The organism is Micromonospora sp. WMMD734 (genome assembly GCF_049178975.1).
Taxonomy (GTDB): Bacteria; Actinomycetota; Actinomycetes; order Mycobacteriales; family Micromonosporaceae; genus Micromonospora; species Micromonospora wenchangensis.
Map to the genome: position 1 here is coordinate 6,140,950 of NZ_JBMHMK010000001.1, position 23,610 is coordinate 6,164,559.

Sequence of the window (23,610 nt, forward strand, 5' to 3'; positions counted from 1 at the left end):
GGAGGGCAGGATGAGGTTGCCGCGTTCGGGCGCCGGTTGGACGATCGCGGTCTTCGGGGTGCTGGCGGTGCTGCTCGGCGCGCTCGGGCTGGTGTGGCCGGAGGCGCAGCTGCGGATGCTCGGCTTCGAGGTGCCGGCGACCCGGGCACCCGGCGACTACACCGGCACGTTCCTCACCGCGTCCTCGATGGCCTCGTTCAACATGGGCGTCTACTACCTGTTGGCGGTGGCGACCGAGTGGCGGGCGTTCTACCGGTTCACGGTGGTCTTCCGGTTGGTCACCTTCACCGTCTTCACGCTGACCGTGCTGGCCGACGTGGCACCTGACCGGTTCATCGGGGTGGCGCTGTGGGAGGGGGTCGGCGCGGTGGCCACGGCGCTCGGCCTGCGCTGGGATGCCCGTCGATCCGCAGGTGGGGGCGGTAGCGCTCCCATCTCGACACCGTCCCAGGTCAGCGGCGTTTCCGGAGGTGTGACGAGCCGGTCGGCTGCTGCCGGTCCGGCCACAGCCGCCGGTACGGACCGCTGAGCGCCCCGGCGGAACGGGTATTTTCGAGCCGTGACCGAGACCCCGCCCGGCGCCCTCCGGCTGCCCAATGTGCCCGGTCTGACCGACTTGCAGGTCTTTGCCCGGGGCGGCTACGCCACCGTCTACCGGGCCACCCAGATCTCCGTCGGTCGGGAGGTCGCCGTCAAGGTGGAGAACCGCACCCTGGACAACGAACGTGACCAGGCCCGGTTCCTGCGGGAGGCGCGGGCGGCCGGGCGGATGTCCTCGCACCCGCACGTGGTGGACCTGTTCGACGTCGGGGTGACAGTCGACCAGCACCCCTACCTGATCATGGAGTTGTGCGACGGGTCGTACGCCGAACGGATGCGGACCTCGCCGCTCGACGCGTCCGAGACCCGTGACCTCGGCATCAAGATCGCCGATGCGCTGGCCCACTCGCACGCGGCCGGAGTGCTGCACCGCGACGTCAAGCCCGCCAACATCCTGCACTCGCACTTCAACTCGGCGGTGCTCGCCGACTTCGGGCTGGCCGTACTGGCCGAGGCGCGGGACGCCTCGGTCACCCTGGAGGTGCTCACCCCGGCCTACGCCCCGCCGGAGATGTTCAACCACAGCCCGCCGTCCCCGGCCGTCGACGTGTACGCCCTCTGCGCCACCCTCTACGCGGTGATGACCGGACGCCCCCCGCGCTGGCAGTCCGAGCGCAACCCGAGCCTGGTCACCGTCCTGGAACTGTTCCACCAGCCGATCCCCGACCTGCCCGGGGTGCCCACCGAACTGGTCGACGTGCTGCGCGCCGGGATGTCCAACGACCCCGACGCCCGCCCCTCCGCCCTCGAACTGCGCGACCTGCTCACCGCGCTGCCCCTCGACCCGGCCCCCGCCCCGGTCAGCGGCGCCCCGGTCTCCGGCGGGCCGTCCGGTGGCACCGGCGGCGGTGGGCCGTACACCCTCGGGTGGACCACCAGCCAACCCGGACGGACCACCGGGCGGCCCGCTCCCCGTCCCCCGTCCCAGGACGACCACCCGACCGTGCCGCACGGCACACGTCGGCGGCGGCGCTGGTTCTTCGGCGGGGCCGGGGTGCTCGCCCTGGCCGCCTCGGCAAGCGCCGGGGCGTGGGTCGCCGGTGGCGCTCCGCCGCTGGCCGGGCCGACCGCCGCCCCGTCGACGGTCGGGTCGTCCAGCCCGGCCGCCCGCTGGGGCACCCTGCCCGGCTGCGCCGCCGACGGCACCGCCGTGGTCCTGCCGCCCGGTGCCCGGTGCGCCCCGGTGCTGGAGTGCTTCGGCCCCGTCCGGCTGCGTGCCGACCGGGCCGAGGCCGAGCAGGTCTCGTGCGAGGGGCGGCACACCTGGGAGACGTACGTGGAGGGGCAGTTGCCGGCCGCGCTGGCCACCGCCGGGCACGCCGCGATCAGCGCCGACCCGACCGTCCGGTCGGTGTGCAACGCGCGGACGTTCCGGCTGACCAGCGGGATCGACTACACCAACGGCTGGCGGCTCGAAGTGCTGCCGCCAGCCGAGAAGGACCTCGACCGCACCTACCGCTGCCTCGCCGGGCGGGGCGTGAACGCCCTGGTCGCCCCCACCCTCACTGGTCGCTGACCTCGCGCGTCCGGTGCAGCCGGCTCAACACCGCCGCACTGTCCAGCGCGTCGAGGGTGTCGGCGTCGAGGAACGAGCCGGCCTCCGGCAGGCGTGGAGCGGCTGTTCCGACAGGTTGCTCCCGGTCGTCGCGTTCGCGCAGCGCGGCCAGCGCGGTGCCGGTCACCGTCGCGAAGAGGACACCGAGCAGCGCCAACCCCACGGTCAGGATGCCGGCGGGGTGCCGGAAGACCAGCGCCACCACCACCGCACCGGTCGCCAGCGCCGCGACCACCGCCACGGTCCGCGCGTCCGGCCTCAGGAATCGCCTCACCCGACAAGCATGGCCTGAACGGGCGTGCTGTCAAACCATACGGCTCGCTGTGGTTGTCCGTTCTGCCTAGAGTGACGAAACGACGGTGTCGGCCCGGCCCGTCCGGTGGGCCGGGCGATGCGACGGAGATGGACCGGAGCCGCTACCCTCGGTGTCCCCAGGCTGTCCGTCAGCGAGGTGCGCCGATGAATCACATCTTCACCCGCCACCGGGTCCGATCGGTCACCACCACCCTGGCGGTGGCCCTGACCCTCACCCTGGCCGCCGCCGCCGGTTGCGAGAACCGCCGTGAGCCGTCGCTGCCCTCGGTCCGCGACAAGTTGCGCGAGTCGCACATCGACGGTCAGCCGAAGATCAAGATCGGGGTGGCCACCACCGAGCCGCTGATGGGCGAGCTGCGCAACGGCGTGCACTCCGGCTTCGACGTGGAGATCGCCCGCTACGTCGCCTCCTACCTCGGCTACGAGGGTGACCAGCGCATCGAGTGGGTCTCGGTGACCACCGAGGACCGTATCCCCGCCCTCCAGGGCGGCGTGGTCGACCTGGTGGTGTCCAGCTTCTCCATCACCGAGGAGCGGGAGAAGCTGGTCAGCTTCGCCGGGCCGTACTTCGTCACCACCCAGGAGGTGATGGTGCCGACCCGGCTCAGAGACAAGATCCGCACCATCGAGGACCTCCGCGAACCGGCCTACAAGGTGTGCACCAGCGGCGGCTCCACCACCGAGGCCGAGCTGGCCAAGCACGACGTCAAGGCGCTGGTGGTCAAGGAGGTCGGCGACTGCGTCAAGGGCATCCGGGAGGGCCGCTACGACGCGGTCAGCTCCGACGAGACGATCCTCGCCGGGTTCCTCTCCCTCTACCCGACCGAGTTCGAGATCGTCGACATGCCCTTCGGCACCAGTGAACTGCTCGGCGTCGGGGTGCCGATCGGCGACCCCGCCCTGCGCGACCTGGTCGCTTTCGCCCTCCAGAAGAGCTACCTGGCCGGGCGCAACGGGATCAGCAGCCCGTGGCTCACCGCCTACAACAAGACCCTCGGGCCCTGGTTGAAGGCGGACAAGGCACAGCCCCAGCCGTTGAACGTGCCGGAGCTGGTCGACTTCGACGACAAGGCGCCGACGCGGTGACCGCCCCGGCCGTACCGCAGGATCTGGGCGCCACCACCGTCCCGGTGCGCGACGGCTGGGACCCGGCGGTGGAGCGGCGGGCGCGGGCCAGCCAGTCGTTCTGGACGGCCGTGGTGGGGGTGCCCGCCATCTTCTCCGTGCTGCGTCTCGGTGTGGAGGCGGGCGGCGAGCTCCAGACCACGCTGCTGCTGGTGGCGAACGTCGGGCCGGTGAACCTGCTCGCCGGCTTCCTCACCACCGCCGCCCGGCTGCTCTCCACCGGCCTGGTCGCGGTCTTCGCCCTCGGCGCGGTGCTGCGGGTCAGCGTCGAACGGATGCCGCCCACCGTCCGTCGTCCACTCTTCGTCCGCTGGGCGGACCTCACCCCCGCCTGGTTCGTGCTCGCCAGCTTCCTCACCGCCCTGGTCACCTGGCAACTGCTCTACCTGCCGCTGCTGCTGCCCGCGTTCGTGGCCGCCTTCCAGCTCACCCCGGCCCGTCTGCACGAGCACGTCGTGCCCCGGACGCTGGTCCTGGTGGCGCTGCTCGCCGGGTACGGCTGGCTGCTCGCCCCCACCCTGGTCGACGCGTGGCAGCAACGGGAACTGCTCGTCCTGGCGCTGCTGGTCGCCCCGCCGCTGCTCGCCCTGGCGGTCACCGGCCCGCTGCCCGGGGCGGTGATCCGGCCGCTCGCCTCGGTCACCGAGGCGGCGGTGCTGGCCATGCTGGTCTGGGCGGCGCTGCCGGTGATCACCACGCCGGTACTGCCGCTCACCGTGACCACCGTGGAGTCGAGCCCCGGCGTCACCGAGGACGTCCGGGGGCACGTGGTCACCGTGGACGACGTCAACATGGTGCTGCTCCAGGAGCGCGGCGGCGTCCGGTACGTGCCGGTGGACGACGTCCGCGGCCAGGTGCTCTGCCCCAGCGAGGAGGAACTGCCCCGGCACCGGCTGCGCATCCGCGACTACCACGTCGAGGACTCGCTGTTGGAGGGGCTGGGCCGGCGGGTGCGCCCGGTGCACCGTACCGACGCGGCCTGCCGCGCCGTGCGCTGACCGACGGATCAGTAGGACTTCTCCTGGCCCAGCACGTGCTGGGCGACGAAGTTGAGGATCATCTCCCGGCTGACCGGGGCGATCCGACCGGCCCGCACCGCGCCCAGCAGCGTCGCCACGCCGTACTCGGTGGTCATGCCGGCCCCGCCGAGGGCCTGCACGGCGGTGTCCACGGCCAGCGCGGCGGCCTCCCCGGCCGCGTACTTGGCCATGTTGCCGCAGACGCCGGCCTCCAGGTCGCGGCCCGCGTCGTACAGGGTGGCCGCCTTGTGGATCATCAGTCGGGCGAGTTCCACCTGCACCGCCGCGTGCGCCAACGGGTGCGCCACGCCCTGGTGCGCGCCGATGCTCCGCCCACCCCAGACCTTGCGGGTGGCGGTGTAGTCGGTGGCCCGCTCGATGGCGTACCGGCCGGTGCCGACACCCATCGCGGCGACCGTGATCCGCTCCGGGTTCAGCCCGGCGAACAACGCCGGCAGGCCGGCGTCCAACGACCCGCCGACCAGCGCGTCGGCGGGTAGCCGGACGTCGTCCAGATAGAGCAGGAACTGGTTCTCCGGAGAGACGATCTCCATGTCCAGTTTGGACCGGGTCAACCCGGGCGCGTCGGTCGGCACCACGAACAGCGCGGGCTTGAGCTTTCCGGTCGTCGCGTCCTCCGTCCGGGCCACCACCAGCACGTACTGTGCCTCGTCCACCCCGGAGATGTAGCACTTGCGGCCGGAGAGCAGCCAGTCGTCGCCGTCGCGGCGGGCCACCGTGCCGAGCCGGTGGAAGTTCGACCCGGCGTCCGGCTCGGTGATCGCGAAGACCACCTTCAGCGAGCCGTCGGCGAACCCGGGCAGGAACCGCTTGCGCTGCTCCTCGGTGCCGTGCCGGTTGATCACCGTGGCGGCGATGGCCGGCGACACCACCAGCAGCAGCAACGGGCAGCCGGCGGCGGCCAACTCCTCGCAGACGATGGCCAGCTCGGTGAGGCCGCCACCGCCGCCGCCGTACTCGGTGGGGACGTTCACCCCCAGGTAGCCGAGCCGGCCGGCCTCCTCCCACAGCTCGGTGGTGTGCCCGCCGGATTTCGCCTTCTCGACGAAGTAGGAGTGGCCGTACCGGCGGCCCAGCGCGCGGACGGCGTCGCGGAGCTGGTCCTGCTCGGGGGTGAGGTCGAAGTTCATCGGGGTGCCTCCTCGGGGTTGACCACGGCCAGCACCGCACCCGTCTCAACCTGCCCGCCGGCGGGCACCGGCAGGTCGGCGACCACGCCGTCGGTCGGGGCGAGCACGGGATGTTCCAGTTTCATCGCCTCCAGGGTCAGCAGCAGGTCACCGGCGGCGACCCGCTGACCGGCCACCACGTGCACCCGGGTCACCGTGCCGGGCAGCGGCGCGAGCAGCGAACCGACCGCCAACGCCGCGCGGGGCAGCGGGAACCGGGGCAGCTCGGTCAGCTCCGCCGCCCCGTCCGGGCCGTCCACGAAGACCGTCGACCCCGCCCGGTGTACGCGCAACACCCGCCGTACCCCGGCCACGTCGAGCAGCACCCGCTCCGGTGCCGCCGCCACCAGCTCCACCATCGCCGGTGCGGCGGCGGTCGGGTCGGTGGACCAGTCGGCGAGCGCGCCGGACCGGTCCAGCCGGTAGCGCACCTCGATCTCGTCCCCGGTCGCCGTGGCGTACCGGACGGACTGGGGGACGGCCGGCACGTTGCGCCAGCCCGACGGGAGCCCGGCGAGGACCGGGGCGTCGGCCCGACGCGCGGCGGCCCCGGCCAGCGCGGCGGCCAGCGCGGCGACCGGCAGCCGGTCGGCCGGCAGCAGCGGCGCGAAGACCTCGGCGTGCGCGTCCAGGAACCCGGTGTCCACCTGCGCCGCGCCGAACTCCGCGCTGCGCAGCACCCGCACCAGCAGGTCCCGGTTGGTGGCCACCCCGTGCAGCTCGGCGCGGGCCAACGCCCCGGCCAGCGACCGGGCCGCCTCGGCCCGGGTCGGCGCCCAGGCGACCAGCTTGGCGAGCATCGAGTCGTAGTGCACGCCCACCGTCGACCCGGTGTCCACCCCCGAGTCGAGCCGCAGGCCCCGGGTCGGGGTGAACGCGCCGGCCACCCCGGGCACCGCGAACCGGTGCAGCGTGCCGGTCGCCGGCCGGAACCCCTGCGTCGGGTCCTCCGCGCACAGCCGTACCTCGATGGCGTGGCCGTCGGGCGGCGGGGTCGCCGGCACCGGCAGCGCACCGCCCTCGGCAACCAGCAGTTGCAGCCGCACCAGGTCCAGCCCGGTGACCGCCTCGGTGACCGGGTGCTCCACCTGGAGCCGGGTGTTCATCTCCAGGAAGAAGAACTCGCCGCCCGGGGCGAGCAGGAACTCCACCGTCCCCGCCCCGACGTAGTCGACCGCCCGCCCGGCGGCGACCGCCGCCGCGTGCAGCCGCTCCCGCACCCCGTCGGGCAGCACCGCCGGGGCCTCCTCGACGATCTTCTGGTGCCGCCGCTGGATCGAGCAGTCCCGCTCGCCGAGGGCCACGACCGTACCGTGGGTGTCGCCGATGACCTGCACCTCGACGTGCCGGCCGCGTTCGACGTACCGCTCGACGAAGACCGTGCCGTCGCCGAACGCGGCGGCGGCCTCGCGGCGCGCCGAGTCGACGGCCGCCGGCAGGTCGGCGGGGTCGCGGACGATGCGCATCCCCCGGCCGCCGCCCCCGGCGGACGCCTTGACCAGCACCGGGAAGTCGGTGACCGCGTCGCCGTCGGTCCAGGTGGGCAGCATCGGCACCCCCGCCCCGGCCAGCAGCTCCTTCGCGGCGATCTTGTCGCCCATCGCGGCGATCGCCCCGGCCGGCGGACCGACCCAGGTCAGGCCCGCGTCGGTCACCGCCGCCGCGAAGCCGGCGTGCTCGGCGAGGAACCCGTAACCCGGGTGGACGGCGTCCGCGCCGGTGCGCCGGGCCGCGTCCAGGATCAGGTCGATCCGCAGGTACGTCTCGACGGGCGTGTTCCCCGGCAGCCGGACCGCCTCGTCGGCCTCGGCCACGTACGGCGCGTCGGCGTCCGCGTCGGAGTGCACGGCGACCGTCGCCACGCCCAGCGCCCGGCAGGTGGCGAAGACCCGGCGGGCAATCTCCCCCCGGTTGGCCACCAGCAGTTTCCGAATCACGAACCCCTGCCTTTCGTTGGTGGCTACATCCGGAAGACGCCGAAGCCGTCGGCGCCCTTCACCGGTGCGTTGTGGATCGCCGACAGGCAGAGCCCGAGGACGGTACGGGTGTCCCGGGGGTCGATCACCCCGTCGTCGTAGAGCCGGCCGGACAGGAACAGCGCCCCCGACTGCGACTCGATCTGCTGCTCGACCATCATCCGCATCGCCGCGTCGGAGTCCTCGTCGTAGTCCCGGCCCCGGGCGGCGGCGGCCTGCCGGGCGACGATCGACAGCACCCCGGCCAACTGCGCCGGACCCATCACCGCCGACTTCGCGTTCGGCCAGGTGAACAGGAACCTCGGCTCGTACGCCCGGCCGCACATGCCGTAGTTGCCGGCACCGTACGAGGCACCCAGGTTGACCGTCAGGTGCGGCACCGTCGAGTTCGCCACCGCATTGATCATCAGGGCACCGTGCTTGATGATGCCACGCTGCTCGTACTCGGTGCCGACCATGTAGCCGGTGGTGTTCTGCAGGAAGACCAGCGGGGTGTCGGCGGCGTTGGCGAGCTGGATGAACTGGGCCGCCTTCTGCGCCTCCGCGCTGAACAGCACCCCCCGGGCGTTCGCCAGCACCCCCACCGGGTAGCCGTGCAGCTCGCCCCAGCCGGTGACCAGGGCGGTGCCGTACGCCGGCTTGAACTCGTCGAACTCGCTGCCGTCGAGGATCCGGGCCAGCACCGCACGCGGGTCGAACGGCACCTTCAGGTCGGCGCTGACGATGCCGAGCAGCTCCTCCGGGTCGTACCTCGGTGGGGTCGGCGTCGGGTTGCGCGGCGGCGGACCCTGCTTGCGCCAGTTGAACCGGCGGACGCAGCGCCGGGCCAGCCGGATGCCGTCCCGCTCGTCCTCGGCGAGCTGGTCGGCGAGGCCGGACGTGCCGGCGTGCATCGCCGCGCCACCCAGCGACTCGTCGTCGGTGACCTCGCCGGTGGCCATCTTCACCAGCGGCGGCCCGGCCAGGTAGACCTGCGACCGGTCCCGGATCATGATCACGTGGTCGGACATCCCCGGCACGTACGCGCCACCGGCGGTGGCGTTGCCGAAGACCACGCTGACCGTGGGGATGCCGGCGGCGGAGAGCCGGGTCAGGTCACGGAACACCCGGCCGCCCGGAATGAAGATCTCCGCCTGGGTGGGCAGGTCCGCCCCGGCGCTCTCCACCAGGTTCACCATCGGCAGCCGGTTCGCCAGGGCGATCTCGCCGGCCCGTCGGGTCTTCGCCAGCGACCACGGGTTCACCGCGCCACCGCGTACCGTCGGATCGTTGGCGACGACCAGGCACTCGACGCCCTCGACCACGCCGATGCCGGTGACCACGCTCGCCCCGACGGGGAAGTCGGTGCCGTACCCGGCGACCGGCGACAACTCCAGGAACGGGCTGTCCCGGTCCAGCAGCAACTCGATCCGCTCCCGGGGCAGCAGCTTGCCGCGCCCGTGGTGCCGGGCCACGTACTTCTCGCCGCCGCCGGCCCGCGCCTGGTCGAGCGCGGCGTCCAACTCGGCCAGCCGCTCCCGCAGTGCGTCCCGGTTGGCCACGAAGGCCGGCGCGGCCGGATCGACCGCACTCTCCAGCGTCGTCATAGATCTCCCCCGTTCGTTCGCGACTGCGGGGCTCGCAGACCCGGCTCACTCCTCGCGCTCACAGGTCCGTCTTTCGTTCGCGACTGCGGGGCTCGCAGACCCGGCTCACTCCTCGCGCTCACAGGCCCAGGCCCTTCGCGATGATCTCGTTCATGATCTCGGTGGTGCCGCCGCCGATGCCGAGGATGCGGGCGTCCCGGTAGTGCCGCTCCACCTCGGCGTCGCGCAGGTAGCCGAAGCCGCCGTGCAGTTGCAGCGCGGCGTCGACCACCTGGTCGCAGGCGGCCACCGCGACGTTCTTCGCCATCGCCACCTCGGTCACCACCGGCTCGCCGGCCGCCACCCGGGCGGCCACCTGGTGCACGTACGCGCGGGCCGCCTCGGCGCGGGTGTGAATCTCGGCCAGCCGGTGCCGGACCAGCTGCCGGCCGGCCAGCGGACGACCGAACGTGGACCGGTCCCGACACCAGCGGGTCGCAAGCTCCACGCAGCGCTGCGCGGTCGCGTACGCCTGGGTGGCCAGGGAGAGCCGCTCGGCGGCGAAGCCCTGCATGATCGCCAGGAAGCCGGTGTCCTCCTCGCCGATCCGGTTGCCCACCGGCACCCGCACGTCGACGAAGGACAGCTCGGCCGTGTCCGAGCAGTGCCAGCCGAGCTTGTCCAGCTTCCGGCCGACGGTGAACCCGGGGGTGCCCTTGTCGATCACCAGCAGGTGAAGCGATCCGCTGCCGGGGAAGTCGCCGCAGACCGCAGTGGTGACGAAGTCGGCGCGTACCCCGCTGGTGACGTACGTCTTCGTCCCGTTGACCAGGTAGTGGTCGCCGTCGCGGCGGGCGGTGGTGCGGATCGCGGCGACGTCGGAGCCGGCGTCCGGTTCGGTGATCGCCAGCGCGCCGATCAGCTCACCCGCCAGCGTCGGCCGGACGTACCGGTTGACCAGGGGATCGTCGGCAGCGGACGGGCGGGCGGCGAGCCGGCCACCGAGCGTGCCGCCGGTCCGCCCACCGGCCGCCGCGACGATGTGCGGCAGCGCGATGCCATGCGTGAACAGGGCCGCGACCAGCCCGGACGAGCCGCCGGAGCGGATGATCTCCTCGGTGACCACGATCGAGTCGAGCAGGTCGCCGCCGCTGCCGCCGACCGACTCGGGGAAGCCGACGCCGAGCAGGCCGAGCTTCGCGGCGGTGGCGTGCAGCGCGCGGGGGACCTCGCCGGCCCGCTCCCAGTCGGCCAGGTGCGGCAGCACCTCCCGGGTCACGAAGGCCCGGGTCAACTCCCGTAACTGCCGCCGCTCCGGGGTGTCCACGATGGTCACCGGTCCGCCTCCATGGCTGCCGGCGGTCCGGCGGCGAGGGCGGCGGGCAGGTCGACGATGCGGGAGCGGAGCAGTTCGCCGAGCGCCTTGGCCTGCGGGTCGAACCGGGTGGAGGCGGCCACCCCCGGCCCGAGCAGCCCCCGGAGCACGAAGTTGACCGCCCGCAGGTGCGGCAGTTCGTACCGTTCGACGGTCAACGCGGCCGTGTCCGGCAGCAGCCCGGTCAGCCGGTCGACGGTCAACCATCCGCGCAGCCACTCCCAGGTGGCGTCGGTACGCGCCCAGACGCCGAGGTTGGCGTCGCCACCCTTGTCACCCGACCGGGCCCCGACCAGCTCACCCAGCGGCCCCCGCCGGGTCGGCCCGGCCGCCGGGGTCGGGCCCGCGCTGTCGGGCGTCGGCGCGGCCACGGCCGGTGCCACCGTCTCGGGCGGGGGGATCGACAGCCGGGTGCCGTCCGGCAGGACTGCCACGTGCGGCACGTCGGCCTGCGGCACCGCGTCGGCGGTGAACACCCCGTACGGGGTGGCGTCGCCGGGCAGGGTGGTCAGCGTGCACCCCGGATAGGAGGCGAGGGCCAGTTCCACCGCCGCCGCCGAGAACGCCCGCCCGGCCCGCGCCCGGTCACCGTCGCGCAGGTGTACGTGCAGCAGCGCGCTCGCCGTCTCGGTGTCGACCGCGTCGACGTGGTCGGTACGGGCCAGCGTGAACTCCAGCCCGTCCGCGCCGACCGCCGCCTCGACCTGCCCCCGGACCAGGGCGGCCTTGGCCGGGATGTCCAACCCGCAGAGCACGAACGTCATCGTGTTGCGGAAACCGCCCAGGTTGTTGACCCCCACCTTGAGGGTGGCCGGCGGTGGGGTGCCCCGGACCCCGTGCACCCGGACCCGGTCCGGCCCGTCGGGGTGCAGCCGTACCGTGTCCAGCCGGGTCACCACGTCCGGGCCGAGGTAGTCGGGGCCGCCCACCTCGTACAACAGTTGGGCGGTGACCGTCTCGACGGTGACCGCGCCGCCGGTGCCGGGGTGCTTGGTGAGCACCGACGAGCCGTCCGGGTGGATCTCGGCGATCGGGAAGCCGGGCCGGTGCCCGCCGTCGGGCAGCTCGGTGAAGAAGCTGAAGTTGCCCCCGGTGACCTGCGCCCCGCACTCGATCAGGTGCCCGGCGACGGTCGCCCCGGCCAGCGCGTCCAGGTCGTCCCGCCGCCAGCCGAACCGGGCGATGGCCGGCCCGACCGCCAGCGAGGCGTCAGTGACCCGCCCGGTGACCACCACGTCCGCCCCGGCGTCGAGGCAGGCGGCGATGCCGAACGCGCCGAGGTAGGCGTTGGCGGTGAGCGCGTCCGGCCGGGCCAGGGTGTCGCCCTCGACGTGGGCGACCCGGACGGCGAGGCCGAGCCGGTCGGCGAGCGCGCCGATCGCAGCGGCCAGCCCGGCCGGGTTCAACCCGCCCGCGTTGGTGACGATCCGTACCCCCCGGTCGAGGGCGGTGCCGAGACACCCTTCGAGCTGGCGCAGGAAGGTCTTCGCATAGCCGAGGCCGGGATCGCGCAGTCGGTCCCGGCCGAGGATCAGCATGGTCAGCTCGGCCAGGTAGTCGCCGGTCAGCACGTCCAGCTCACCGCCGTCGAGCATCTCCCGCCAGGCGGTGGACCGGTCGCCGTAGAAGCCGGACGCGTTGCCGACCCGCAGCACCCCGGTCACCGGACGGCCGTCCCGGCTGCGCCCGCGCGGGGCGTGCGGCCGTCCCCCGGCGGGCCGGTGGGGGCCGACGTCATGTCGGGCCACGCGGCGGCGGTCGGGGGCGGCCCGGCGACGGGCGCGTCGGGTTGCCCTGACTCGTCAGTCAGGTCGGCGGGCGGTGCGGTCGGGTCGACCATGGTGCCTCCGGTCGGGTGGGCCGGTGCGTACGGGTCAGGTGCGGTCGTCGGGGTCGGGGTCCGGTGGTGGCGCGGGCGTCGGGTCGTGGGGTCCGGTGTCGGCGGCGGTTGCGCGGCGGTCGTCGGGTCAGGCCGGCCCGTCGTCGCCCGGTGCTGCGGGGGCGAGCAGGGTGGCGAGCTGGTGCTTCCAGGTGCGCAGCAGGGCGGTGCGCCGGACCGAGTCGTCGTTGAGCAGGTTGGCCACGCCGAGCCCACGGAGCAGGTCGAGGGTGGCCTGCACGGCCTCGCGGACGCCGGGGCGGCGCTCGTCCACGTCGAGCAGCGCCACGGTGAGCCGGTGCATCTCCCGGCCCACCCGTGCCTCCAGCGGCACCAGCGCATCGCGCAGCTCCGGGTCGGTACGGGCGGCCACCCACAGCTCCAGTGCGGCCACGAAGAGCGGCCCGGTGAAGGCGACCCCGAGCAGGTCGACCACCCGGTCGAGGCGTTGCGGCCCGACCGGCAGCGCCTCGGCCTCGGCGCGTAGCTCCTCGGCACGCCGCTCGGCGAGGTGGGCGACGGCAGCCGTGACCAGGGCCGCCTTGGTGGGGTAGTGGTGCAGTTGAGCGCCCCGGGAGACGCCGGCGTGGGCGGCGACCACGGTGGTGGTGGTGCCCGACCAGCCGTACCGAACAAGGCAGTCGACGGTCGCCTCCAGCAGCCGGGCCCGGGTGGCGCGGCTGCGTTCCTGCTGGGGGACGCGGGTCGACGGGGTGGACACGGGAACAGCGTGCCGCCGCTGAAACAAACAGTCAAGCCTGACTTTTTTCGGCTCCGGGGTGACCCCGGTCGGTGCCGCTGGTCCGGTGCCGGCGGCCCCGGTGCGGTCCGGGCACCGGTCAGCGGCTGTCGCGCGGGGCGAAGGCGGTGAGCGCGTCGAGGTCGCTGTGCCGGGAACGCAGGTACTCGTCCGCCCAGGCGGCGGCGTCCGGATAGGTCGATTCGGCGGCGACCCGGGCGCAGGCCGCATCGACGTCGAACGGCGTACGGCGCAGCTGCACCCCCGGGCCGAGCAGCGCCCAGTACGCCCCCGGCCCGCCGTACGGCATGCCCACGCTGCCCGGATTGACCACCAGGCGGCGGTCGACCAGCCGGGTGAACGGCATGTGGGTGTGCCCGCAGACCACGGTGCGCACCGACGCGGGCAGCCCGGCGAACACCTCGGCCCAGCGGGCGGGTCGGGAGTCGACCAGTACCACCTCCTCGTCGTCGCGGGGCGTGGCGTGGCAGAAGAGCACCGAGCCGAGGCCGGCGACCGGAAGGGTGAACGTCAGCGGCAGCGCGCCCAGCAGGGCCACCTGGTCGGCCCGGAGCTGGTCGGCCGCCCAGTTCGAGACGTCGTGCTCCGACGGCCGGCCGGCGCGGGCCTGCACCAGCTCCCGGTCGGCGTTGCCGCGCACCCAGCGGACCCGGTCACCCAGCCCGGTCAGCAGGTCCAACACCTCGACCGGCTGCGGGCCGGCCGCCACGTCACCGGTGACCACGACCAGGTCGGCGGCGGCCACCTCCGGCTCGGCCAGGACCGCCTCCAGCGCGGGCAACGCGCCGTGGACGTCGGAGAGCACCGCTACCCGTTCCAGCACCGGTCCAGGGTTGCGCCCGGCGGAGCGGGTTGTCGAGCGATTCTGCGCCGGGCAGAGCGGGCCGTCGCCGACCGGGGCGGGCGGAACCGGGCCGGCATGCCGACGAGCCAGGGCCGCCGGTGGGGGCGGCCCTGGCTCGGGGTGCGTACGCGGTGCCGGTCAGACCCGGGCGCGGCGGGCGAGACGCTCCGGGTCGAGGATGATGATGCTCTTGCCGTCCAGCCGCAGCCAGCCCCGCGAGGCGAAGTCGGCGAGCGCCTTGTTGACCGTCTCCCGGGAGGCGCCGACGAGCTGGGCGATCTCCTCCTGGGTCAGGTCGTGGGTCACCCGCAGCACGCCGCCGTCGCGGGTGCCGAACCGGCCGGCCATCTGGAGCAGGTTCTTGGCGACCCGGCCCGGCACGTCGGTGAAGATCAGGTCGGCCAGCGAGTCGTTCGTCCGGCGCAGCCTGCGGGCGAGCACCCGCAGCAGCTGCTCGGCGATCTCGGGCCGGTTGTTCAGCCAGGGCCGCAGCGCCTGCTTGCGCAGCCGGACCAGGCGGGTGTCGGTGACCGCGGTGGCGGTGGCCGTACGCGGGCCGGGGTCGAAGAGCGACAGCTCGCCGACCATGTCCGACGGGCCCATCACCGCGATCAGGTTCTGCCGGCCGTCGGCTGCCCGCCGCCCGACCTTGATCTTGCCTGACAGGAGGATGTAGAGACTGTCGCCGGGCTCGCCCTCGTTGAACACGATCTCGCCCTTACGGACGTCGATCGTCTCCATCTCCTTGGCGAGCGCCTCGGCAGCCTCCGGGTCGACACCCTGGAAGATCCCGCTGCGGGCCAGTACCTCGTCCATCGCGCACCTCCGGTTGCGCGTTGCCGTCCCTCGGCCGGGTCCGCCGTCCGCTGATCCCTCGCGCGCCGCCAAGTCTAGGCGCACGTGAGGACGAATCAGAGCTGCACCCCTGGAATCTTGATCGTTGGGCGTAACCTCACCGACCCGATCGGGCACTATGATCGTCCGCCCGAACCACCTGGTCACCGGCGTTCACCACCCCCGGTCGTAGGGTGTCCGGGTGCTGAGCGACCCGGTGCTGACCCACCGCCCCGAGGACGGGTGGGACATTCCGGTGCTCGTCTGGCGGGCCCGCGTCCCGCTACGGGCGGTCAGCTCCGGCCCGCTCGGTGGCGGCGTCGGCCCGCGCAACTGGGTGCTCAACGCGACCGTGCCGATGTCGTACCACCGGGACGACCCGGCGGCCCACCTGGCCGCGCTCGCCGCCCGGTTCGACCTCGACGGACCCGGGGTCGGCCTGCTCACCGGCGTCGACGTCGCCGAGGTGGTGACCCGGACCGACACCGGGGTCCGCGTCTGGGCCACCGTCGGCCTCGGCACCCCCCTGTGGGCCGCCGCCCCCGACCCCGCCCACGCCCCGGCGCAGCGGGTGGGCACGGTCAACATCGTGGTGTACGTGCCGGCGGCGCTCGGCGACGCGGCGCTGGTGAACGCGGTCGCCACCGCCACCGAGGCCAAGTGCCAGGCGATCGGGGAGTTGGGCCTGCCGGGCACCGGCACGCCCACCGACGCGGTCACCGTGCTCTGCCCGGCGGGCGACCCGGCCGAGCCCTACGGCGGCCCCCGGTCGACCTGGGGCGGGCCGCTCGCCCGCGCCGTCCACGCGGCCGTGCGGGACGGCGGCGCGGCGCCCTGCGTGCCGTGGTCGCAGCGGCGGACGGGCTGAACTTCCGTCCGATCGGCCCGTCGTCGGTCGATTCGCCACCCGGTAGCGTCGCGGGCGATGTACTCTGCCGCCTTCCTCCAGCCCCGTCCCCGTCCCCGTCCCCGTCGCCGCGCCGCGCTCGCCTGTGGCGCGCTGTTCGCCGTGCTCCTCGCCGGCTGCGGCCAGTCGTCCGACACCCCGGCCCCGGTCTGGCGACCGGGCGGCGGCGGTGGCGCCACCGGCTCCCCGGTGCCGACCACCGGGGCGGCCGACAAGGACGGGTCGGTCACCCTGTCGGCCACCGGGGACATCGTGATGGGGATGGCCCCGTCCCGGCTGCCCGCCAACGGCGGCAAGGGCTTCTTCGACGAGGTCAAGGGCGCGCTCAAGGCCGACCTGGTGATGGGCAACCTGGAGGAGCCGCTCACCACCGACACCGGCACCGGCAAGTGCGGCGCGAACGCCAGCAACTGCTACCAGTTCCGGGTCCCGCCGGAGTACGCCGGGCACCTCAAGGACGCCGGGTTCCAGCTGCTCAACCAGGCCAACAACCACGGCTACGACTTCGGCCCGCAGGGCTATGAGAACACCCAGCAGGCGTTGGAGCAGCACGGCCTCAAGCACACCGGCGCACCCGACCAGATCACCGTGGTCGAGGTCGGCGGGGTGAAGGTCGCGGTGGCCGGCTTCTCGTCGTACCCGTGGTCGAACAGCCTGGTCGACATCGACGCCGCCACGGAGGTGGTCGAGAAGGCCGCCACCATGGCCGACCTGGTCGTGGTGCAGGTGCACATGGGGGCCGAGGGGTCGGACAAGACCCGGGTCCGGCCCGGCACCGAGATGTTCCTCGGCGAGAACCGGGGGGACCCGGTGAAGTTCTCCCACGCCATGATCGACGCCGGGGCCGACCTGATCGTCGGGCACGGCCCGCACGTGCTGCGCGGGATGGAGTTCTACCAGGGCCGGCTGATCGCGTACAGCCTGGGCAACTTCGCCGGCGGCGCCCGGTCGCTCAACCCGACCGGCCGGCTCGGCTGGGGCGGGGTGCTGAAGGTCTCCCTCAAGCCCGACGGCAGCTTCGCCGGTGGCTCGTTCACCTCCACCCGGATGAGTTCGGTGGGCAAGCCAGGGCTGGACCCCGCCGGGCAGGGCCTCGGCCTGGTCAAGCAGCTCAGCACCAACGACTTCCCGCGTACCGCCGCCCGGTTCGACGGCAAGGGGAAGATCAGCCCGCCCGACGCCGGCTGACCGGGGGCGTGCTCCGGCGGCCCGTCGGGGCGGCGACGTAGGCTGGCCGGCGTGACCATCAGCTCTCCCGGCCGGGTCGAGACGGATCTCGGCCGTACCCGGCGTGCCCGGCGGATCGGCCGGGCGCTGACCGAGGCGCACCCGGACGCCCACTGCGAACTGGACCACACCACCGCGCTGGAGCTGGCCGTCGCCACGATCCTCTCCGCGCAGTGCACCGACAAGAAGGTCAACGAGGTCACCCCGAAGCTGTTCGCCCGTTACCCGACGGCGGCCGACTACGCCGGGGCCGACCGGGGCGAGCTGGAGGAGCTGATCCGGCCGACCGGGTTCTACCGCAACAAGACCGACTCGCTGATCAAGCTGGGGCAGGTCCTGACCGAGCGGTACGACGGCCGGGTCCCCGGCCGGCTGGCCGACCTGGTGACGTTGCCCGGGATCGGCCGCAAGACGGCGAACGTGATCCTCGGCAACGCCTTCGACGTACCGGGGATCACCGTCGACACCCACTTCCAGCGGCTGGTGCAGCGCTGGGGGCTGACCATCCAGACCGACCCCGTCAAGATCGAACACGAGATCGGGGCGATGTTCCCCAAGCGGGAGTGGACCATGCTCTCCCACCGGATCATCTTCCACGGCCGACGGGTCTGCCACGCCCGCAAACCCGCCTGCGGGGCGTGCACCCTGACCCGGCTCTGCCCGTCGTACGGGCTCGGGCCGACCGAGCCGGCCGCCGCCGCCAAGCTGCTCAAGGGGCCCCGCGCCCGGGAGCTCGCGGTCGCCGCCGGGGTCGACCCGGAGCTGGTGCCCGCGCAGGCCGCCGTTGCGGAGGCGCCGTGAAACCCCGGCTCGCCGCGCTGCTCGTCCCGGTGCTGCTGGTGCTCGCCGGCTGCACCGCCACCACCGGCCAGGAGGGCTCCGCCGCCGGCCCCACCCGCGCCGCGCGCCCCTCGCCGTTCGCCGACTGTGCCACCCTGACCGCCCCGACCGGCACCACCGCCGCCCCGTCCGGGTCCGCCGCCCGGTCCGGCCCGGCCGCCCCCACCGGGTCCGCCGGTGCCGGCGACGGCAGCGGTACGGCCGGCAGCCCGGCTGCGGCCGGCGGCGGCAGCCCCCTGCCCGAACTGGTGCTCTCCTGTTTCACCGGTGGTGCCCCGGTGGCGCTGCGTGACATCCACGGCCCGGCCGTGATCAACGTGTGGGCCTCCTGGTGCCCGCCCTGCCGCAAGGAACTGCCGGCCTTCCAACGGCTCAGCGTCCGCGCCGCCGGCCAGCTCCAGGTGATCGGGGTGAACAGCCGGGACAGCCGGGACGGCGCACAGGCCGTCGGCGAGGACTTCGGCATCCGTTTCCCGGTCCTGTTCGACCAGGGGGAGGCCCTGCAACGGGAGCTGCGCCGCACGGCGGTGCCGCTGACCCTGCTGGTGGACGCGCAGGGGCGGATCGCCCACACCGACACCTCCGGCGCGCTCGACGACATCCGCCTCGCCGACCTGGTCCACCGGCACCTCGGCCTGGCGGTGCCCGCGTGAGACCGACCGCCGGTGCCGGGCCGGTCCGATGAACCGCCGTCCACCGTCCTGGTTCGATCCACTGCTCGGCCGGCTCGGCACCGCCCGGGCCGAGGACTTCACCCGGCTGACCACCCCCGAGCAGGGCGGCCGGGAGAGCGCGGTGCTGGTGCTGCTCGGCGAGGAGCCCGGCGTCGGCCCCGACGTGCTGGTCCTCCAGCGGGCCGCCACCCTGCGCAACCACGCCGGCCAGCCGGCCTTCCCCGGTGGCGCGGCCGACCCGGGGGACGCCGACGCACGGGCCACCGCATTGCGTGAGGCCAACGAGGAGGTCGACCTCGACCCGGCCAGTGTGACCGTCCTCGCCGAACTGCCGAGGCTCTGGATTCCGGTCAGCGAGTTCGTGGTCACCCCGGTCCTGGCCTGGTGGCACAGCCCGCACCCGGTGCACCCCCGGGAACCGGCCGAGGTGGCGCACGTCGCCCGGCTGCCCGTCGCCGAACTGGTCGACCCGGCCAACCGGATGCGGGTCCGCCACCCCAGCGGCTGGACCGGCCCGGCGTTCTCCGTCCGGGGGATGCTGGTCTGGGGCTTCACCGCCGGGGTGCTCGCCGCGCTGCTGGAGATGGCCGGGTGGGCCCGCCCGTGGCCCCGCTCGCGGGTGGTCGACCTGCCGCCGTCCGGTGCCACCCCGGCCCCCTCCGCCGGCACCGACAGGGCCGACGAACTGGCCGGTCCGCTGACCTGATCATTACGTTCCGCAGCCGCAGCGCCGTACGGGTGTCCGGTGCACGTACCCTTGACCGGTGTCGGCCGTGGATCTCGTTCTGCTCCTGCTCATGCTCGTGTTCGCGATCAGCGGATACCGTCAGGGCTTCGTCATCGGGGCGCTGTCGTTCTCCGGGTTCTTCCTGGGCGCGCTCATCGGACTCCAGGTCGGGCCGATGCTCGCCCGCCAGTTCATCGACAGCGGGACGCGGGTGCTGGTCTCCCTGGTCGCCGTCTTCGGGCTCGCCGTCCTCGGCCAGGCGCTGGCCGGCTGGCTCGGCTCCCACCTGCGCCGCACGATCACCAACGACGTCGCCAGGCGGGCCGACGACATCGGCGGCGCGTTCGTCTCGATCCTCGCGGTGATGCTGGTGGCCTGGCTGGTCGCCGTGCCGCTGGGTTCCTCGTCGCTGCCCTGGCTGGCCGCCTCGGTCAAGAACAGCGCCTTGCTGACCGTGGTGGACCGGGTCCTGCCCGACCAGGCCCAGGAGTTGTCCACGGCGCTGCGCGACACCGTCGACACCAACGGTTTCCCCGACGTCTTCAACGGGCTGGGCCGCACCTCGGCCCGGCAGGTCGCCCCGCCGGACCCGGCGCTCGCCGGCTCGCAGGTGGTGGCGAACAGCCAGCGGGCGGTGGTGAAGGTGCTCGGGTCCGCGCCGAGCTGCTCGCGCCGGATCGAGGGTTCCGGCTTCGTCTACGCCGACGACCGGGTGATGACCAACGCGCACGTCGTCGCGGGCACCCGCTCCGTCGCGGTCGAGCTGCGCGGCGAACGGTACGACGGGGTGGTCGTCGTCTACGACCCGGACCGCGACCTCGCCGTGCTGCACGTGCCGGGGCTGCCCGGTCCGTCCCTGCGCTTCGCCGCCGGGCAGGCCGGCAGCGGGGCGGACGCGATCGTGCTGGGCTTCCCGCTCGACGGCCCGTACGACGCCCGCCCGGCCCGCATCCGTGACGTCGACCGGATCGAGGGCCCGGACATCTACAACGCCAGCAAGGTCAACCGGGAGATCTACACCATCCGGGCGCTGGTCCGCAGCGGGAACTCCGGCGGGCCGCTGGTCTCCTCCAACGGGCTGGTGCTCGGGGTGATCTTCGCGGCGGCGGCGGACGACCCGAACACCGGCTTCGCGGTGACCGCCGAGGAGGCCCGGCCGGTGGCGCTGGCCGGCGCGGAGCGTACCCGGGGAGTGGGCACCGGCGACTGCACCTGAGCCCCCGGACGTGGCCCGACGGCCGGGGCCGGGGCGTCGTCGCCGGGTGGTCAGCCGCCGGCCGGCGCGGTGGCCGGGGCGTCACCACCGGCCGGGGTGAGGCCGGGCAGCTTGGCCCGACCCCAGGTCAGCGACCTGTCGAGCACCGCCCGCGCCATGATCGCCACGCAGGTGCCGCCGTTGACGAAGGACGCCACCACGTCGCTCGGATGGTGCATCCCCCGGTACATCCGGGTCACCGCCACCCCGACCGGGACCAGCACCAGCAGCGTCCACCAGGTCACCTTGCCGGCGGTGCTCCGGGCCCGCAGCGCCAGCAGCAGCGCGATGCCGACATAGAGGGCGACCGACGCCGAGGTGTGGCCGGACGGGAAACTCGACGTCGGCGGCGAGACGTCCATGTGCTCCACCGCCGGCCGACGCCGGTCGATGGCCAGCGTGGTGAGCAGGAAGACCAGCGCCTGGGCGCTCACCGCCGCGCACAGGAACAGCGGCTCCCGCCAGCGGTGCAGCACCAGCCGGAGCACCAGCGCCACCAGCACGGTGACCACGACGATCAGCTGGGTGCTGGCCAGCGTGCTGAACACCAGTGAGACGTCGTTCCACCCCCCGGTCCGGTCGGCCGCCAGTTCGCGGTTGACCGCGTCCTCCACGGTGAACGGCCAGACGTCGTCGAGGACCCGGGTCACCAGCAGCCCGAGCAGGACCATGAACGAGAGCAGCAGGGCGACCGGAACGAGCACCCGCTTGGCGACCTGCGCAGCGATGGTGGACATGGCCGCCCAGTACCCGGAGCGCGGGGCCGCTACGCGTGCGGGTCGGTCTGCTCCGGCGCGACCCCGTCGACCGTGGCCCGGCCGTCGGGCAGCCCGACCCGCTCCCGCCAGGTACGGAACGCCGCCGCGGTGGCCGCCACCACCGCCACCCCGAGCAGGCAGCCGCCGAGCACGTCACTGACCCAGTGCACACCCAGCGCCACCCGGCTCAGACAGGTCACCCCGACGAGCAGCACGGCTACCGTCCACAGCGCCACCCGGACCGCCGGACGACCCCTGGCGAACGGCAGGAACACCAGCAGCAGCACCCCCGCCGCGAGGGTCGCGTTCAGCGCGTGCCCGGACGGGAAGGAGAACCCGGCGGCCCGCGCCACCGGATCGAGCAACTCCGGGCGGTCCCGGCCGACGAGCAGCTTCAGCACCGCCCCCAGCGCCCCGCCGACGGCCATCGTGGTGACCACCCAGAGCGCCAGCCGGCGGGCCCCGCGACGCCACAGCCACACCACCACGACCAGCGCGGCCACCCGCAGCGGTCCCGGCGAGGCCAGGTGCGTCCACGCCGTCATCCCCCGCACCCACAGCGGATGGTCGGCGGCGAACCGGTGCAGGGCGTCGGTGACCGCCGCGTCCAGGTCGTGCAGCGGCGGCCAGGCCCCGACCACCAGCACCGCCAGCAGCGCGAACGGCACCAGCACCAGGAACGCCGCCGCCGACGCCAGGGTCAGCCGCAACCCGAGCGAACGGTCCCGGTCCAGGCGGCGGTCCCGCCAGGACCGGGCCGACGGGGACACGGAGGTACGCGGACCGGAGGAACTCATGCGCCCTGCTCTACCCACCCGAACCCGCGCTCAGGCCCGGTTCAACGACTCCGCAGCCGGAACCGACGGACCATCATCGCGACCCCGGTGACCAGTGCGGCCACGACCGCGACACCCGTCCACAGCCGACGGGGGGCGTCCTCGCCGGCGGCACCGGCCGGCTGGGCCGTCCACCGGGTCTGCTGGCGGGGCGCGGCGAACCCGAGCGGGTCGCTGCCGGTGCCACCGGCGCGGGCGTCGTCGGCGGAACCGGGTGCCGGCCCGAACCCGACCACCCCGGGGGAGTCGTTGTCGTCCAGCGGGTTGTAGCCGATCAGCGGCACGTCGGCGGTGAGCGCGGCCACCGGGTCGACCCGGCCGTACCCGAAACGGTCGTCCCGGCCGACGGGGCCGATGTCCTTCGCGGTGCTCAGCAGCCGGTTCACCACGTCCCCGGCGGACATCTGCGGGTAGCGGGCGCGAACCAGGGCGGCGGTCGCCGTGACCAGCGGCGCGGCGAAACTGGTGCCCTGCACGCCCCAGTAGTTGCTCGGCGGGCGGGCCCCGACCAGACCGGTCGCCGGAGCGGTCAACGTAGTGGCGTGACCGGTGATCGAACCGGACCAGAGGTTCTCGCTGTCGCGTTCCAGACCGGCCACCGCGATCACCCCCGGCTCCCGCGCCGGGTACCAGACCTGCGAGGTGGTGGACGTGGCGACGTTGCCGGTGCAGGCGACCACCACCACGTCCCGGGCGAACGCGTAGTCCAGCGCGGCGGCCAGGGCCGGGCTGTCGCCGCTGCCGCCCAGGGAAAGGTTGATCACCCGGGCGCCGTTGTCGACCGCCCAGCGCACACCCTTGGCGACGATCATCGCGTCGTCGTAGCGGTTCTCGTCGTCGAGCACCCGGACGGGCAGGATGCGGGCGTCCGGCGCGAGCCCGACCACCCCCCGCCGGTCGTCGCCCCGCCCGGCGATCAGGCTGGCCACCGTGGTGCCGTGCCCCACCGGGTCCGGCTCGTCACCGCCGCCGGGGGAGACCAGGTCCATGCCGGGCAGCACCTGGCCGACCAGGTCGGGATGGTTGCCGTCCACCCCGGAGTCGATCACCGCCACCGTGACGCCCCGCCCGGTCGAGGTACGCCAGGCGGTCGCCGCGTTCAACTCGTCGAGCTGGAACTGGTCGTCGCGGACCCGGTCGGCGCGCGCCTGCACCGGGGCGAAGTCGGGCTCGGCCCGTGCCCCGACCAGGGTGGACGACGGCAGAGGCGCAGCGGACGCGGGCGGCGGGGCCGTGCCGAGCACGGTGACGGTGGTCGCCGCGACACCGAGCAGCGCCCGCCCGGCGAACCGGTGCAGCGCCGTCGGAGAGCCCTGCCGAACCCTGGTCACATCGTCAGCCATTCATCA

At 74.0% G+C, this 23,610-nt stretch carries 22 protein-coding genes; 10 read left to right on the forward strand and 12 right to left on the reverse strand.

The window, feature by feature from the left end; translation table 11 throughout:
* The first annotated feature begins 10 nt into the window (after positions 1 to 10).
* Positions 11 to 529 (forward strand): hypothetical protein, encoded by a 519-nt coding sequence (locus tag ACN267_RS26635; protein WP_204957421.1) that lies wholly within the window; start codon positions 11 to 13, stop codon positions 527 to 529.
* A 30-nt stretch (positions 530 to 559) separates the two neighbouring features.
* On the forward strand, positions 560 to 2,116 hold the full coding sequence (locus ACN267_RS26640; protein ID WP_421489921.1) for a serine/threonine-protein kinase: 1,557 nt from the start codon (positions 560 to 562) through the stop codon (positions 2,114 to 2,116).
* Here the strand turns inward: ACN267_RS26640 and ACN267_RS26645 are convergent.
* Positions 2,103 to 2,429, reverse strand: coding sequence for a hypothetical protein (locus ACN267_RS26645; protein ID WP_204957423.1), 327 nt, complete (start codon positions 2,427 to 2,429; stop codon positions 2,103 to 2,105). The genes ACN267_RS26640 and ACN267_RS26645 overlap by 14 nt on opposite strands.
* 185 nt (positions 2,430 to 2,614) lie before the next feature.
* On the opposite strand from ACN267_RS26645, the gene ACN267_RS26650 reads away from it, so the two are divergent.
* Positions 2,615 to 3,556, forward strand: a complete 942-nt coding sequence (locus ACN267_RS26650; RefSeq protein WP_204957424.1) for a transporter substrate-binding domain-containing protein — start codon at positions 2,615 to 2,617, stop codon at positions 3,554 to 3,556.
* The gene (locus tag ACN267_RS26655) at positions 3,553 to 4,593 is read left to right on the forward strand and encodes a hypothetical protein (protein WP_204957425.1); all 1,041 of its coding nucleotides are present in this window, start codon (positions 3,553 to 3,555) and stop codon (positions 4,591 to 4,593) included. Before ACN267_RS26650 ends, ACN267_RS26655 begins: the two co-directional genes overlap by 4 nt.
* 8 nt (positions 4,594 to 4,601) lie before the next feature.
* Here ACN267_RS26655 and ACN267_RS26660 read toward each other — a convergent pair whose 3' ends face one another.
* The 8 genes from ACN267_RS26660 to ACN267_RS26695 form a co-directional block, all read right to left on the reverse strand.
* Positions 4,602 to 5,765: an acyl-CoA dehydrogenase family protein gene (locus tag ACN267_RS26660; RefSeq protein WP_421489922.1), complete on the reverse strand. Its 1,164-nt coding sequence runs from the start codon at positions 5,763 to 5,765 to the stop codon at positions 4,602 to 4,604.
* Positions 5,762 to 7,741, reverse strand: coding sequence for a biotin carboxylase N-terminal domain-containing protein (locus ACN267_RS26665; protein WP_421489923.1), 1,980 nt, complete (start codon positions 7,739 to 7,741; stop codon positions 5,762 to 5,764). Before ACN267_RS26665 ends, ACN267_RS26660 begins: the two co-directional genes overlap by 4 nt.
* Positions 7,742 to 7,764: 23 nt before the next feature.
* A complete protein-coding gene (locus ACN267_RS26670; protein WP_421489924.1) occupies positions 7,765 to 9,366 on the reverse strand; it encodes an acyl-CoA carboxylase subunit beta in 1,602 nt (533 codons plus the stop codon).
* Positions 9,367 to 9,484: 118 nt separating this feature from the next.
* A complete protein-coding gene (locus ACN267_RS26675; RefSeq protein WP_421489925.1) occupies positions 9,485 to 10,681 on the reverse strand; it encodes an acyl-CoA dehydrogenase family protein in 1,197 nt (398 codons plus the stop codon).
* Positions 10,678 to 12,315 carry an acyclic terpene utilization AtuA family protein gene (locus ACN267_RS26680; RefSeq protein WP_421490507.1) on the reverse strand — a complete coding sequence of 546 codons (1,638 nt, stop codon included), beginning with the start codon at positions 12,313 to 12,315 and terminating at the stop codon, positions 10,678 to 10,680. The genes ACN267_RS26675 and ACN267_RS26680 overlap by 4 nt, the downstream gene beginning before the upstream one ends.
* A gap of 372 nt (positions 12,316 to 12,687) precedes the next feature.
* On the reverse strand, positions 12,688 to 13,320 hold the full coding sequence (locus ACN267_RS26685) for a TetR/AcrR family transcriptional regulator (RefSeq protein ID WP_204957430.1): 633 nt from the start codon (positions 13,318 to 13,320) through the stop codon (positions 12,688 to 12,690).
* A 118-nt stretch (positions 13,321 to 13,438) separates the two neighbouring features.
* Complete coding sequence (locus tag ACN267_RS26690) at positions 13,439 to 14,182, reverse strand: metallophosphoesterase family protein (protein ID WP_421489926.1); 744 nt, start codon at positions 14,180 to 14,182, stop codon at positions 13,439 to 13,441.
* Positions 14,183 to 14,341: 159 nt separating this feature from the next.
* Positions 14,342 to 15,019: a Crp/Fnr family transcriptional regulator gene (locus ACN267_RS26695; RefSeq protein WP_067306583.1), complete on the reverse strand. Its 678-nt coding sequence runs from the start codon at positions 15,017 to 15,019 to the stop codon at positions 14,342 to 14,344.
* A 220-nt stretch (positions 15,020 to 15,239) separates the two neighbouring features.
* Here ACN267_RS26695 and ACN267_RS26700 point away from each other — a divergent pair, with 220 nt between their 5' ends.
* From ACN267_RS26700 to ACN267_RS26725, 6 genes are read left to right on the forward strand one after another with little or no spacing between them, the layout of a single operon-like run.
* Complete coding sequence (locus tag ACN267_RS26700; RefSeq protein ID WP_421489927.1) at positions 15,240 to 15,905, forward strand: adenosylcobinamide amidohydrolase; 666 nt, start codon at positions 15,240 to 15,242, stop codon at positions 15,903 to 15,905.
* Between the two features lie 57 nt (positions 15,906 to 15,962).
* Positions 15,963 to 17,132, forward strand: coding sequence for a CapA family protein (locus ACN267_RS26705; protein ID WP_421489928.1), 1,170 nt, complete (start codon positions 15,963 to 15,965; stop codon positions 17,130 to 17,132).
* Between the two features lie 51 nt (positions 17,133 to 17,183).
* Positions 17,184 to 17,972: an endonuclease III gene (gene nth / locus ACN267_RS26710; RefSeq protein ID WP_204957434.1), complete on the forward strand. Its 789-nt coding sequence runs from the start codon at positions 17,184 to 17,186 to the stop codon at positions 17,970 to 17,972.
* Entirely contained in the window at positions 17,969 to 18,664 is a 696-nt protein-coding gene (locus ACN267_RS26715; protein ID WP_421489929.1) for a TlpA family protein disulfide reductase, read from the forward strand. Before nth ends, ACN267_RS26715 begins: the two co-directional genes overlap by 4 nt.
* Positions 18,665 to 18,692: 28 nt before the next feature.
* On the forward strand, positions 18,693 to 19,391 hold the full coding sequence (locus ACN267_RS26720) for an NUDIX hydrolase (RefSeq protein WP_421489930.1): 699 nt from the start codon (positions 18,693 to 18,695) through the stop codon (positions 19,389 to 19,391).
* Between the two features lie 58 nt (positions 19,392 to 19,449).
* A complete protein-coding gene (locus ACN267_RS26725) occupies positions 19,450 to 20,628 on the forward strand; it encodes a MarP family serine protease (RefSeq protein ID WP_204957437.1) in 1,179 nt (392 codons plus the stop codon).
* A gap of 50 nt (positions 20,629 to 20,678) precedes the next feature.
* On the opposite strand, the gene ACN267_RS26730 is transcribed toward ACN267_RS26725, so the two are convergent.
* From ACN267_RS26730 to mycP, 3 genes are read right to left on the reverse strand one after another with little or no spacing between them, the layout of a single operon-like run.
* Positions 20,679 to 21,404, reverse strand: a complete 726-nt coding sequence (locus ACN267_RS26730; RefSeq protein WP_204957438.1) for a phosphatase PAP2 family protein — start codon at positions 21,402 to 21,404, stop codon at positions 20,679 to 20,681.
* 29 nt (positions 21,405 to 21,433) lie between these two features.
* Positions 21,434 to 22,222: a phosphatase PAP2 family protein gene (locus tag ACN267_RS26735; RefSeq protein WP_204957439.1), complete on the reverse strand. Its 789-nt coding sequence runs from the start codon at positions 22,220 to 22,222 to the stop codon at positions 21,434 to 21,436.
* Between the two features lie 41 nt (positions 22,223 to 22,263).
* Positions 22,264 to 23,604, reverse strand: a complete 1,341-nt coding sequence (gene mycP, locus ACN267_RS26740) for a type VII secretion-associated serine protease mycosin (RefSeq protein WP_204957440.1) — start codon at positions 23,602 to 23,604, stop codon at positions 22,264 to 22,266.
* Between the last annotated feature and the right edge of the window lie 6 nt (positions 23,605 to 23,610).